Origin of the sequence: Bifidobacterium tsurumiense, assembly GCF_000741765.1 — a bacterium.
Lineage (GTDB): Bacteria > Actinomycetota > Actinomycetes > Actinomycetales > Bifidobacteriaceae > Bifidobacterium > Bifidobacterium tsurumiense.
In genome coordinates, this window is sequence record NZ_JGZU01000015.1 from 344,325 (window position 1) to 357,533 (window position 13,209).

The 13,209-nt window shown below is 52.9% G+C and carries 11 protein-coding genes; 3 read left to right on the forward strand and 8 right to left on the reverse strand.

Annotation, left to right across the window (positions count from 1 at the left end; genetic code table 11):
* Positions 1 to 235 precede the first annotated feature (235 nt).
* On the reverse strand, positions 236 to 1,762 hold the full coding sequence (gene gltX / locus BITS_RS07265) for a glutamate--tRNA ligase (protein WP_034533599.1): 1,527 nt from the start codon (positions 1,760 to 1,762) through the stop codon (positions 236 to 238).
* A 181-nt stretch (positions 1,763 to 1,943) separates the two neighbouring features.
* Here gltX and BITS_RS08765 point away from each other — a divergent pair, with 181 nt between their 5' ends.
* Positions 1,944 to 2,978, forward strand: a complete 1,035-nt coding sequence (locus BITS_RS08765; RefSeq protein WP_081693482.1) for a DUF805 domain-containing protein — start codon at positions 1,944 to 1,946, stop codon at positions 2,976 to 2,978.
* Between the two features lie 119 nt (positions 2,979 to 3,097).
* Here BITS_RS08765 and BITS_RS07275 read toward each other — a convergent pair whose 3' ends face one another.
* Both BITS_RS07275 and BITS_RS07280 read right to left on the reverse strand, forming a co-directional pair.
* Entirely contained in the window at positions 3,098 to 4,024 is a 927-nt protein-coding gene (locus BITS_RS07275; RefSeq protein WP_052366680.1) for a hypothetical protein, read from the reverse strand.
* A gap of 46 nt (positions 4,025 to 4,070) precedes the next feature.
* Complete coding sequence (locus BITS_RS07280; protein WP_026641726.1) at positions 4,071 to 4,730, reverse strand: histidine phosphatase family protein; 660 nt, start codon at positions 4,728 to 4,730, stop codon at positions 4,071 to 4,073.
* A gap of 645 nt (positions 4,731 to 5,375) precedes the next feature.
* Here BITS_RS07280 and BITS_RS07290 point away from each other — a divergent pair.
* The gene (locus tag BITS_RS07290) at positions 5,376 to 6,719 is read left to right on the forward strand and encodes an MFS transporter (RefSeq protein WP_026641728.1); all 1,344 of its coding nucleotides are present in this window, start codon (positions 5,376 to 5,378) and stop codon (positions 6,717 to 6,719) included.
* 256 nt (positions 6,720 to 6,975) lie between these two features.
* On the opposite strand, the gene BITS_RS07300 is transcribed toward BITS_RS07290, so the two are convergent.
* Positions 6,976 to 7,521, reverse strand: a complete 546-nt coding sequence (locus tag BITS_RS07300; protein WP_026641730.1) for a GtrA family protein — start codon at positions 7,519 to 7,521, stop codon at positions 6,976 to 6,978.
* 199 nt (positions 7,522 to 7,720) lie between these two features.
* Here BITS_RS07300 and BITS_RS07305 point away from each other — a divergent pair, with 199 nt between their 5' ends.
* Entirely contained in the window at positions 7,721 to 8,068 is a 348-nt protein-coding gene (locus BITS_RS07305) for a phenylpyruvate tautomerase MIF-related protein (RefSeq protein WP_026641731.1), read from the forward strand.
* Positions 8,069 to 8,756: 688 nt separating this feature from the next.
* On the opposite strand, the gene BITS_RS07310 is transcribed toward BITS_RS07305, so the two are convergent.
* From BITS_RS07310 to BITS_RS07325, 4 genes are all read right to left on the reverse strand, one after another.
* Complete coding sequence (locus tag BITS_RS07310; protein ID WP_026641732.1) at positions 8,757 to 9,932, reverse strand: sensor histidine kinase; 1,176 nt, start codon at positions 9,930 to 9,932, stop codon at positions 8,757 to 8,759.
* On the reverse strand, positions 9,929 to 10,615 hold the full coding sequence (locus BITS_RS07315; RefSeq protein WP_026641733.1) for a response regulator transcription factor: 687 nt from the start codon (positions 10,613 to 10,615) through the stop codon (positions 9,929 to 9,931). Before BITS_RS07315 ends, BITS_RS07310 begins: the two co-directional genes overlap by 4 nt.
* A gap of 175 nt (positions 10,616 to 10,790) precedes the next feature.
* A complete protein-coding gene (locus BITS_RS07320) occupies positions 10,791 to 12,395 on the reverse strand; it encodes a C69 family dipeptidase (RefSeq protein WP_026641734.1) in 1,605 nt (534 codons plus the stop codon).
* A gap of 191 nt (positions 12,396 to 12,586) precedes the next feature.
* Positions 12,587 to 13,144: a YbhB/YbcL family Raf kinase inhibitor-like protein gene (locus BITS_RS07325; RefSeq protein WP_026641735.1), complete on the reverse strand. Its 558-nt coding sequence runs from the start codon at positions 13,142 to 13,144 to the stop codon at positions 12,587 to 12,589.
* Between the last annotated feature and the right edge of the window lie 65 nt (positions 13,145 to 13,209).

The window sequence follows — 13,209 nt, forward strand, 5'->3', positions numbered from 1 at the left end:
ATGGAATCTTGTATTTCCATGCTTGTCACACTCAGCCCGGCACAGAAATATGTCATGTATTTCTCTGATTCACTCGTATCAAAGCAGCCCCCGTGCGAACTTTTACACAGCATTCACCAATCAGACAATAATGCATATCAGCAATAACACAATACGTTCGCAATAAAAAATGCCTCGTTCACAACGCACAGCGGCGCTGCTCACGAGGCAGATCGCAAGGATCACATCCTGCGGATCAGAGATGATCTCTCAGACCACGCAAACGGGCCAAAGTCACATCCTTGCCGAGGATCTCCATCGATTCGAAAAGCGGTGGTGAAACCCTGCGACCAGAAACCGCCACACGAACCGGGCCAAAGGCCAGACGCGGCTTATAGCCGCCTTCCTCCACCAAGGCCTTATTCAGCAGGTTATGCAGATCATCGGTGAGCCATGCGGTTTCCTCAACACCTTCAAGCGCAACAATCGCCTTATCAAGCACCTCGGCAGCTGAATCCTTCAACTGCTTACGCGCATCGACATCAGGCTCAATGTAGCCTTCGGCGCTGAGCAATGATCCAGCCATGCCCGAAACCTCGCCGAGCAGTCGCACGCGAGGCTGCACAAGAGGAGCGGCAGCAGTGAGAATCTCGCGCTCGCGATCGGTAAGCGCATCCCACGAATCGGCAGACACCACACCATCACGGTGCAAATACGGAACAGAACGGTTCAGGAAATCCTGGGGCTCCAACATGCGCACATGCTCGGCGTTGATGGAAATTGCCTTGTCCAAATCGAAATGCGCAGGATTCGCCTTGACATCGCGCACATCGAATTTCTCCACCATCTCTTCCATGGAGAAGACATCGCGATCAGGTGCGATCGACCAGCCCAGCAGAGCCAGATAATTCAGCAGACCTTCTGGAATAAAGCCGTTCTCACGATGCAGGAAGAGGTTGGATTCAGGATCACGCTTGGATAGCTTCTTCTTACCTTCACCCATAACATATGGCATATGCCCAAAGAGCGGCATTTCCTTGGCGATGCCAAGCTCCATCAAGTAGCGATACAGCACAATCTGACGCGGGGTCGAGCTCAGCAGATCCTCACCGCGGAGCACCACATTGATGCGCATCAAAGCATCATCCACGGGGTTGGTCAGCGTGTACAACGGATCGCCATTAGGACGAACGATAACATAATCCGGAACGGAACCGGCCTTGAACTCAATGCTGCCGCGAATCAGATCGTTGAACACCACATCCTCGTCAGGCATGCGCAAACGGAGCGCTGGCCTGCGACCTTCTGCGCGGAACTGTTCACGCTGCTCCTCGGTCAGATTGCGGTCATAACCGTCGTAGCCAAAGGCCTTCGGACGGCCTGCCGCAACATTGCGAGCCTCGATTTCTTCAGGTGTCGAATATGACTCATAGGCATAACCGGCCTCAAGCAACTTTGCCGCAACGTCCTTATATATGTCAGCTCGCTCAGACTGACGATACGGTCCGTCAGGGCCGCCGACTTCAACACCCTCATCCCAATCAATATTCAGCCACTTCAAGGCGTCAAGAATCTGGTTGTAGCTCTCTTCCGAATCACGCTGGGCGTCAGTATCCTCAATGCGGAACACAAACGTTCCCTTGGCATGACGTGCCTCAGCCCAGTTGAAGAGCGCAGTACGCACCATACCCACATGCGGCGTGCCAGTAGGAGAGGGGCAAAAACGGACACGAACATGCTCAGGCAGCGACGGTTTGCTGTCTTCTACGATTTCATCAGTCATGTCCACCATTGTGCCGCGCAAGTGGGACGTGCCGCCCAAGGCAATCAATCGCCGCGGAATGCCATCCATCCCATGCCCTCTCAACTCGCTCATAACCGCAACTTCCAAAGGCATAATGCCAAGTGTTATGCGATAATGAACGCGTCGGCGTACGACCGTCTAGACACCACAGAAACGAGATATGATGACCGATCCAAACAGCGCTGTACCAGAGCAATCTCCCTCGCAGCCCAATCCCAATATCCAATATCAACCACCTGAACAAGAGGACCAGCAGGCACAAGCCAAGCAGTCCTCCACGACTTCACATCCGATTCAAACCGCGCAACCTACTCCAATGCCGGAGTACGGCCAATATGCCCCGACCGGATCTACGCCAACACCGCAATACCAGGCTCCGGCACAGCACGGCGGTTATGCCCCTCAACAACAGCCCTATCAGCCACAGCAAACGCCATATACTCCCCAAGCCCAGGCGCAGCCTTATGCGGCTCAACAGCCATACGAACAACAACAGCCTTATGCACAACAGCAGGCATATTCACCATACGGTCAGCAGCAGCAACCCTATGGACAGCAAATGCCTTACGGCCAACAGCAGCCGTCCCCTCAGTCAGGCGCTCCGATTCCGCAAGGTGTGCCGCAATACGTCAGCCAATCCTTCATCGGTGACCCCAGCCTAGATAAGCCGTTCTATGGTATTTCATTCGGCAAGGCAATAGCGCGCTTTTATCAGAAGTATGCAACCTTTAGCGGCCGAGCGTCCCGCGGTGAATTCTGGTGGGCGGCGCTTTTCATAATGCTTGTCGGATTCGTTCTGAACATTTTCACAGCATTTTTGCCCAGCCCACTTCCGACGATTATCACCACGATTTGGGCACTCTCCTATGCCGTACCTCTGGCGGCAGTGAGCGTCCGACGCCTCCATGATGGTTCCCATACCGGCTGGTGGGCGTTGATCTATTTCATACCTTGGGGAATTCAACTTGTTCTCAATATCGTATTACCGCTCTTCTTCCCCGCGGTAATGCCGTCTTTGTCGTTTGCCGATCTCGCTTATGATTCCGCCCTGCTTATGGCTTGGGGTGCATTTGGACTCGTTACCCTCGTATGCGACATCGTCTTCCTATGCTTCATGGCATCGAGTAGCAATCCTTATGGCGCAGCATATGACGTACCAGAATCCGGAACCGAAATGCCCCAAAATAACCGATAATCAATACATGGCGGAATACCGCTGAAACTGATTGTGGGGATGGCCGAAACCATCCCCACAATTCATATCCAAGAGGCGCAGAGCTTATAGCTCCACTTCTTCACCGCCTTGCTTTCCTTCTACATGGGCGAATTTGGCAGCCAAAGCTCCTTGTTTTTGCGCTCGTCCTCTTCTTTGGCGAGCTTCTTGGCTTCATCCTTGTCCCACACCAAGTCCTCATAATGCTTGTCCCATTCCGACTTGGCAGCCTGGGCGATAAACAATGTGAACTCGTGAATATCCGTAACACAACGCACGAGCTCAGGCCATTGCTTCGAAGAAACATATATGCGAGGAATAGCCAGTCGTTCACACACCTCGTCGATATACGGCATCAGTACCACCGATTCACGGGCTGCAGCCGGGAGCCCGTCTTGTCCATCATGCCCTGAGCCGGTTGTGCCGATCGACTCCTCTCCATCAGTTAAAGCATCGCCTTCCTCACCCAGAGCCGACAGGGGAATAACGGCCTGCACGGTCTGCGACAGAGCAGACACTGCAATAAGCAAACGATCAATAATCTGCGTTTCCAGATCACGTTCATCGTTGTTGGGCTCTAATTCATCTGCAATAGCGGATTCCGCCTCACGAAGCGTTGAGTCCAATGCTTGCCATTGGTCGGCATCCCATGACAACCCGAGTGAATCCAAGGCGTTCAGAACCAACTCCACGTCGCCCGCACAGGAATAGTCCGCCATATCGTCATATGCATTAATCGCACCGATAAGCGCATCCACTTCTGACTGTTCGCGTCCAGGAATGGACTCTGCACCCTCATACACGAATTCAGCGTCGGCAATGGCTATGCTCTGACCGAGCAACACTTCAGCCACGCTTCGGCATACGCGAACTTGCAAGGATTCTGCATACTTCGCATCGTTATCCATGTACTTCGCCTCAGTAAGCGGCCACATCTCTATAATGCGCCTACCGGCAGCGCCCGCATCGCGCACGCTCGGCAACGCAGCCAACATCGAAGCCACTTCTGGGTCTAATCGCACCGTCATATCCGCTCCTTTGCAGTACGTACCGAAACCAAGCCTACCGTGTCCTCTACTCCACCTTGGCCGCAGGATCGACGTATGTGATCGATAGCACATCCCCACTCTCGCAGTCATAGGTTATTGAGGTGATCGAAGCCAAAGCCGTGCGGCGCAGCAACATATTGTGCTCAGGATGACCGGTCTCCAAAAGATGGCGATACGACCAAATGGGCGATTCATGACTCACCACGACGATTTGTTCACCCGCATGCCTCTCAACCATGTCATGGGCAAAATTCGCGACTCGTGTTGCAATGCTCCGGTAGCTCTCACCCCAACTCGGTCGCCACAGATTAAGCACGAGTTTCCAATTGCCATTCTTCCACAACGCGCCCTCGCCATGCCCTATGCGTTTGCCACGGAATTCATTGCGTGCCTCAATGATGCGGTCATCCGTCATAAGTTCAAGAGGCTTCTGCCCGCGCTCTTCTCGCACGGCATTCACTGCCTGGATAATCGCCTGAGCGGTTTCCCGAGTGCGCTCCAAAGGCGAAGAATACACGGCACTCACCGTGTTCATTTGCGGACTTTGGGCAATATATCGCCCTGTGGCCTCGGCCATACGCAGACCACGCGAAGAAAGATGGAATCCAGGCAAACGTTCGTACAACAGGTGATCCGGATTCTCCACTTGACCATGCCTGACGAAATGAATGGTGGTCGCTGTCATCGTTGTGCCTTTCCGTCGAAACGAGTTTCCCTCACAATGGGTCGCAGTCACCGCGCGGGTATTCAAGGCCGGCTCTCGGCATTACGGTGTCGACTCCAATGAACGGTCTATGACCGCTTCACCGTGTATGCGTGCGTGGTACTTCCATATTCATGTGCCCACTCGCCAATATAGAGCATCCCCACGCATTGCCCAACACCGAGCACTGCATGCATAGAATCTCACCACAATACGGGCGCCAAGCTTCCGACCGTTTCGCCCCACACTTCCCCGACATCACTTCCATATGCGAAATGCTAAATATTGCAACGAATACAACGTTTTCCCGCGTGTCGTATATGACGCACGATAAAGTATGTTGCCGAAGGCATATATCAATGCGCCATGGAGACGCATCCGATCATGCCCCCACACCACCGCACACCGAACCCATCGACCTCAGCCGACGAAGCTTGATTGCGTTTCTCGCAGGCAATCTCACCTGAACCGGAGGACGGCAATCCAAGTCCTATGCCTGCACAACCCGAGGCCAAACCTGCATGGGCAGCTTCCCATATCAAAGATACGAGTTGACCTATGCCAAAACCACAGCCGCTGTGACGCAAAGCAGCAGGCGTTCTCAACCGCGAGCAGAAAGGAGCGGTCATGACCAACACCCAATCTAATACCGTTGGCGCCGGATTCAAGGAGATCCGCCACCGTTTGTTTGGCGGCTATGCAGAACTGCTGCGTATGCCGCATACCGCTCGCTTTTCTGTCGGCGCAGTGATCGCATGCATGCCATTCCCCATGGTCGGCATGACCATCACGATCTCGGTGCAGCACTACTACGGGAGCTACACGCTCGCCGGCGCGCTTACCGCGATACAGGCCATCGCCTTGGCATTGGCAGGGCCTTTGCTCGGATCACTTGTCGACAAGTTCGGACAGCGACAGGTCTCCATACCCACCATCGCCATATGGATAGTGGCCGCGACCGCACTTGTGTCATGCATCACCGCAAGGGTCCCGGAATGGATTCTGTTCTGCATCGTACCGTTTATGGCAGCGATTCCACCGTGGGGAGCCATGAGCCGCAAGCGATGGACCACACTGTTGAAAGGCGACAACGACCGCACGAACACCGCCTTGTCACTGAGCAGCATTTTCGACGAATGCATGTGGGTCATCGGCAATCCCCTAGCCTCCACTCTCGCAGTTATTTCCGGGGTCTTGTCATTTTCATTTACCGGAGTTTGCGTCTTGGTCGGCGCAGCCATGTTCCTCGGCGAGCGCAGCACCGAACCCCCTTCACAGACCCAGTTGGCCCGCGCCGCGGGATTGTCTCGCGCGCAATACCGCGAACAGATCGCCGAACGAGCCGCTGCAATTCAAGGCAATGCAGAGAACACCGCCCAGTCGATCTGGGGTCCCGGTCTCATTGCCCTATGCGTCACTTGGTTCAGCCTCGGCGCATTCCAGTCCGCCACCGGCATTTCGATTATTTCCTTTGCCAAGGAACAGAATGTGTCGCAATACACAGGCTTCGTATTCGCGTGCTTCTCCTTCAGCTCGCTTATCGGAGCCTTGGTGTACGGCGCTAAAAGATGGACTATCGCATTGTGGAAGCGATTCTATTTCTGCTTGGCAGTGGTCAATATCGGCATCAGCACATTTCTGTTTGCAAACCACCTGTGGGTTATTATGATCATCTATCTGCTCATAGGCGTATGCCAGGCTCCCACATGGATCAACGGCAACCAATTGATGTTGCATTTGGTTCCTCCGACTCGGTTCACTGAAGGCATGGCGTGGATGGGCGCCATGAACGCCATCGGCTCTTCTGCGGGCTCGGCAATCACCGGCATTTTCATCGACCGGATGGGATCTCATGGCGGATTCATGGTTGTCACCGCACTGGCATTGGCGTCACTCGGCATCGCATTCATCGGCTTCAAGCAGATCAAGGCCAGCACAGAAACCCCCACGCTTACCGAGGTGGCCTTGTGATGCTCCGTCGAGCATCTATCCGATGCGTTGCCTCTCGGCAGAATTCGACTGTTGCACACTGAATCCCCGACATCCTGCATACCATGACGCATGCAGGATGTCAATGTTTCCAGAAGCAGGCGCCTCAGTCTTCCATGAATTGCGTCGTGATTCATAACCAACGCAATGAGGGACGGCACGAAGCCGTCCCTCATCACAGCGCCATCCCATCACATCATTGGTTGATTACCGTTGACATGCCCCATTTCGGCTCTGCCTACTTGGGCCATCCTTGTGGCGTATGCTCCAAGGACCATTTGCCCAGTTTGTACGAAAAACTGTTTTTCCAGCGTTTGTCCAACTCCGCCTGACTGAGCTGCTTGCCATTGCCCAGCTTTGCCATGGCATGCGTATGAGTGTCATCAAGCAACCACTTTCGGATGACGAAGTTCCACAGAGCCACAACCACCGTGGCGATAATCTTGCCGATATTGGTACGCAACGTGTATGCCGCATGGTCCGCGCCTGAGACCATGCCATATGTGCTCAGCCACACGATAAGATCGTTGATAAGCAGGCCGATTGCCGAAGATACGAGAAAAATCAGAATCTCCATCCACCTGGCCATATCGTCTCTGTGCACGAATACATAGCGCATACTTGCCAGATAATTGAAGACCAGGGATATCAAGAAACTCGTCGTTGCTGCGACCACATTATTCACATGGAATGCCAACAGAAGATTCATCAAACCAAAATCGATGACGAATGCGATAGCGCCCACTACGCCGAATTTCACCAGCTGCTCAATCAATTTCTTCACGCGCACTATTAAACACGTCATCGCTGACCGCTTGGACAGATTCTGCCTCATTCTCCGGCAACCTCCCCCATACATCCACGGTTCTTCGGTGCCAATACGCAGTTTGTATTGATTTCCAGTGCTTACAATGGCTGAGGAATCGAGATGCGGCATCTCAACCAAGCGATGCCCGTATTCCATGATTACATCAAGGAGCATTATGCCAGTAATTCACACTCATGTTTCCGTATCCACAACTCCTCAACAGCGAGAGGCGCTCAAAACGGCATATGGCAAGGCAATCACAGCGATACCGGGCAAATCAGAAGGCTGGCTTATGTGCCCCTTTGAAGACAATATGCCGATCTATTTCGCCGGTGATGACAATGAATCCGCCGCTTATGTTGAGGTGAATGTATTCGGAAGCAGCGTTCCGCGCACTGCATGGGAAAGCCTTGGCGAGCACATTATGGAAGCGCTGAACAAGGAGCTTGGTATCCCTAAGAATCGCACGTATATTCGATATACCGCCACATCCGACTGGGGATGGAACGGCAGCAATTTCTGATTCGTTTACGATCGCATGGTCAATGATGTCGGCCCCACAAACGAGAACGACATCATTGACCATGCACCACAACGGCGCTGCGTGAAATGAACAAATGCCATCTCACCCATATGATCGTATGTCCAACCAGCTTCCATACGATCTATCAATAGCGACAATTCGAACCCACGCATGAGTGCGCCCAAATTCGCACCGGCTCACCCAAGGCCAATGCAGGTTTCCCAAACCTGTTGCCGCATCATCGCGCCCCTTCTTGTCTTAGTCATGCCACCATGTCAAGCATGACTCGCATCGCCATTCATGCGATTCTCCCTCATACGCGAGTAAGAGTAGAGGAGCGTCTCCCAGTTCCTGAATGTAAGTTGAGAAAATCATCGACACGCCACAGCGGTATCATACGAATGGTCAGATTTTCTGAGTTTGACTAAAAAATACGCGACATTCTTGTAAGATTGCTTCTTAAAACATGCTACATGATCGGACGGCCTATGACACGTTTACTGAGCACTCTGGTTATTGTAATCGCACTTATTTCTACGCCGAGCACGGTTGACACGAATTCGACTTCGCACGCCTTGGCACAACAAGCAGTCACGTCACTAGCCGCAACGACATTACCGGCTGGCCTTCCTTGCCCAGCCTGGCTGCAATGGCTGTGCGGCAGTAAATAAACATTTGTACTGGCGCATTATTGCTGACTTGGAATTTGGATGGCAATGGTCCATTCATCGCCATCCACTCCGTAATGCGCTTGGCCATTTATCGCTTGCAATCTCGATTCCATTAGCCGCAGCCCATACGAAGAACCACGTTGTTCGCCATGCGTGGCAAGAATATTGGATGACGTTACTCTCACTCCCTCGCCTTGATATGGCTGCACCACCAAGGCATATTCACCCGGAGCCCCATGCTTGGCAATATTCGTTCCTAATTCCGTTATGATATCCGGAAGCATTGCCGCCACCACAGAATCGCATCGCGTCATATCACCCATTAAGGAACGACCTTCATAGCCTAGGGCAGCAAGGAACTCGTCGGTGTAATCAAGCCTTTCAGACAGCGCGTGACTAATATCAACCACCTGACGTGGCACTTCAACTTTCTCGACTTCTTCTGCCTCTTCCGCTCCGTCCAACAACTTCCACGCGGGTTCTATGATTTCACTGCGAATATCAAGCAGGGCCTTCGAGATTAATACCTCTACCTGCTCCCATTCATTGGCTTGGCTGCTGCGCTCAGGAACGGTAGCTCGGGCATTTCGACAACGTAGCACTGCCACGGACAGTGTCCCCGCCACAGAATCATGCATAATACGTAGCATATGGATTTGCCTCTCGCGCTGTTCAGTCAAAGCTAGATCTCTCTGACGACGCTGAACTTGGTGTTTCCACACTCGCAAACCCACACCTATCAAATACGCCAATACACATAGCCATGTAATTCCCAGAGTTGACGCTTCCAACCAACCCCATGCCAGCGCAGCGCCTATATATCTGCCGACAATAACCGTCATTGCAACACAGAAAGCAGGCCACTTATGCCATCGCAATGCCAGAACAATAAGCGCATACCAAACACCCCATTCGATAGAAGGTCCGCTGACGTCTTGGGGAATGAGGTTCATAACCAAGCTGAGTGCACAAAGCGCCAGTGCAGAAGGCGCATACACGACTGGCATGCAACAAACAGCTACTACATAGATGGCATACATAATCCAAGCAAAAGGCGGATCAACCACTATTGTGGACAGTTCCAAACCGAAGAATGCCACACATAGCACAGCAAATACCAAGTCGAACTGGCGCCGCTTATCCATATCAGACACCGCATGGGCCAAAGAAAGCGGCTTTGGGCGAATGCTCATAGAATTCCTTCCTGCATGCACACCACAATGGCCTGCGATCGGTTATGCACCCCCAACTTCTTGTATGCCTTATTGGCATGGGTTTTCACTGTACCCTCTCCCATATTGAGTTCTTCGGAGACCTGCCTCACCGTGTATCCGCCCAGAAACAGCCGCAACACACGAATCTCCGTTTCTGTCAGATCGACGGCCCGGGTGTCAACGGATTCACCATTCGTCCCCCAACGGGCCACAGATTCAATGCCCGCCGCCTTGCCGATCGCCTGCACCATATTGGCAAGATTGGCGTCTTTGTACAACACATCACTCATGTCTGAGTGCTCCATTTGGAATTCATCGATGGGGCTGTGAAATGCGGTCATCCCCACAACACCTATTCCTGCAACATGTACGGAGATCCAACGTGCCAGTCCCATGCCGCCCATTACCGGCATATTGAGATCTGTGAGCACCACATCCGGTCTTTGCGACTCTTTCAGGCACAGACGCTGGGCCTTTGCCGCGGTATCCACACTCCACATCACGCGTACAGGCACACGCTCCCCTGAAAACATGGGTGCCAATGCATTGGCCACTAAGGGGTCATTGTCCACAATGCCGATGCGCACCACGGTGTCCGTCATCATCACATTCACTCCCAACAGCCTTGCGGCCAGTGAATACTTTTGCACGTTATTCAACATTACACTGCATGGCTATTCATGTGGAGGATGGGCCATTCGGCGAGTCATTATTGGATTGATTAGAAACACCTGAATTCCAGCTTTTGCAACGCATAGGGCCGCCCCATCACTCGAGATAGGACGGCCCTATGCATGGATGTTGCCTTGGCTATGGCCAAAGGTTTCAAAGCAATTGTTAATGGTCAGAACGATTAAAACCGTTCTTCATCTTCATGCTGGTGATGTACAGCACCTTGTCCAGCAGATCATCGGTATGCTTCTTGAGCTGTGCCGCCATGGACTCGTTGGCCGTCGCAAGGATCTCACGCACTTCGCCGTTACGCGTGGCTTCGATTATGGCTTCCGGCTCCATTGGCTCGATATCGCCATCAGCCGCCGCATCGAATTCCGCCTCCGCCATCTCACGGGCATCAGAACCGCCCAGGCGCGCCACTTGGGCATCCGTCGCCGCCACCATACGATGGCCCAGAGCACCGGTCTCCTGCTGATAGCGTTCCACGGCATTGGCCGTGTCGGCGAATGCCGAGTCACACAGTGCCGCAATAATGCGATTCTGCCAATAGAAGTTCTCGGAAGTAACCCTAGTGGTGGTGTCTTCCAAATACTTCGGCGTCGAATCCACATTCGGGAAGAATGGCACCAAGGTATTGAACGGATTGGAACCATATGCCATCCACTGAATCACGCGATTCGACTGCGGACGATACGGTCGAATCTGGATTACCGCAAGCTGGCTCTGGCGATTGATGCCGATTGGCCTGTACATATGGCGGCTGTGTCCATCACCGAGCTTGCCATAAGGATCGTACGGCGTGCCCTGATAATGAGAGCTCAGCACATACTTCACATCTTCAATCGTTATCTTACGCTCGGGTTGACGCGCCCATGGGATGTCATCGCTCTCCGGACGATGATCAGCTCCCTCGCCATCCCAAACTTCGTCATAGGGGTTGAGCACACGCTGGATACTCCACGCGCGTGGGGTGTTGTACACATGATCCGAATCAGAATGCGAGCCGAAGGCGTCGCGAGGATTGAACGGGGTCGTTGCCTCTACTGCCAAATCGAGGTGGTTGAATGCAATGAACTCTGCCAGATCAGCGGAGCACATGTGATCTTCCCGATCACCCAAAGCATCCTCAAGATCGAATTCATCAATACCCAACTGATTGGGCATGGTCACATACGCCTCATCCGGAACGCGCTTAGCGACCCAATGGTGTCCGCCAACGGTTTCCAACCACCAGATCTCTTCGGAATCCGAGAACGCTACTCCGTTCATCTCGTATGTGCCGAATTCCTCAAGCAATGCCCCCAAGCGCTGCACACCTTCGCGAGCGCTATGCACATAAGGCAACACAATGGTCAGGAAGTCTTCTTCACCAATGCCTCCCGGCACTTCGGGCTCGTATCCTTCTTCGCCTTCAATGCCGCGGGCAGGAACCAGCTCAACCAGCGGATCAGCACCAAGCACGCGCTCATTGGAGGTGAGCGTTTCGGTGGCGCTCATGGCCACATTGGCTTCGTTCACGCCTGCCTCGCCCCATATGCCCTCTTTGAGATCGGCATTGGGAACTGCAGAATACTGCAATGGGGTATCAGGAAGGTCGATCTCCACATGACTGAGCACACTGCGATACTTTCGAGGTTGCTCTTCCGGCTTTACGATCACAAAACGCTTGGGGCAGAACTCCCCGTTGCCTGAATCTTCATTGCGAGCGATGATGGTGGACCCATCGTAGCTAGCATCCTTGCCGACCAGAATAGTGGTGCATGCCATCTGGTATTCCTTTCCGTACTCGTATCGATTTCGATAGACGATGTCACATATTACCGAGTCTTGCGATTGTCATGATTGTTCTTGAGGCGAAGCGGCATTCCTGTGAGACGAAACGCTGCCGATGCCGTCACGCACCTCTGCCGCAACGGCATCAGATTGCATTGTCTCCTTGAGAAGCCAACAGCAATTACTCAGACTGTGCCTGTCAGCACTATGCTGCCGTAATCCACCACTCCGGCATCCTCTGCATTGCGCAGACCGCGCAGCATCTCGTTAAGCCAGAATCCCTGAGACAAACCCTTGATTGGACGCTCGCTGCCCCACACATTCAGGCAATACTGATGATCCGCATCCGGAGGGTATGGCCCGTTGTATCTCATGCTCACCGCAGGATTCGTGCTCTTGACCAGCTTGCTTGCAGAAGAATTTCGTCCCTGCAACGCCTCTGGAATCATGGAGGCCATTGAACGTGAAAAATCAGCCGGTATGGCCAATGCATGAGAATCATTGAAGTCATACATCAAGGCGTCAACAGGCATATTAGCCACAGACCAATGTATCCATTCGAAGCCACAGACTGGAATAGAGTCCGGATCGATGAATTCCCAATGCAAATAGCGAGCGTTTGGGTTCAAATCATCAATATAGAAAGGAAATGACACAATCGGCGTGCCATCCACGCAATTCTCCAAAGGCGCCGCCTTGGCGTACTCGTCTGGAATAACAGTAAAATCGGCGGAAATCTTCATATATTCAGTATCACCCACCGCTATGACTTGGACAATACACAGTGAGTGTATGTGTTCTTGCTCTA

Excerpts from the sequence above, each read along its gene's own strand:
- gltX (WP_034533599.1), bottom strand. The coding sequence starts at position 1,762 with ATGACTGATGAAATCGTAGAAGACAGCAAACCGTCGCTGCCTGAGCAT.
- BITS_RS08765 (WP_081693482.1), top strand. The coding sequence starts at position 1,944 with ATGATGACCGATCCAAACAGCGCTGTACCAGAGCAATCTCCCTCGCAG.
- BITS_RS07275 (WP_052366680.1), bottom strand. The coding sequence starts at position 4,024 with ATGACGGTGCGATTAGACCCAGAAGTGGCTTCGATGTTGGCTGCGTTG.
- BITS_RS07280 (WP_026641726.1), bottom strand. The coding sequence starts at position 4,730 with ATGACAGCGACCACCATTCATTTCGTCAGGCATGGTCAAGTGGAGAAT.
- BITS_RS07290 (WP_026641728.1), top strand. The coding sequence starts at position 5,376 with ATGACCAACACCCAATCTAATACCGTTGGCGCCGGATTCAAGGAGATC.
- BITS_RS07305 (WP_026641731.1), top strand. The coding sequence starts at position 7,721 with ATGCCAGTAATTCACACTCATGTTTCCGTATCCACAACTCCTCAACAG.
- BITS_RS07310 (WP_026641732.1), bottom strand. The coding sequence starts at position 9,932 with ATGAGCATTCGCCCAAAGCCGCTTTCTTTGGCCCATGCGGTGTCTGAT.
- BITS_RS07315 (WP_026641733.1), bottom strand. The coding sequence starts at position 10,615 with ATGTTGAATAACGTGCAAAAGTATTCACTGGCCGCAAGGCTGTTGGGA.
- BITS_RS07320 (WP_026641734.1), bottom strand. The coding sequence starts at position 12,395 with ATGGCATGCACCACTATTCTGGTCGGCAAGGATGCTAGCTACGATGGG.
- BITS_RS07325 (WP_026641735.1), bottom strand. The coding sequence starts at position 13,144 with ATGAAGATTTCCGCCGATTTTACTGTTATTCCAGACGAGTACGCCAAG.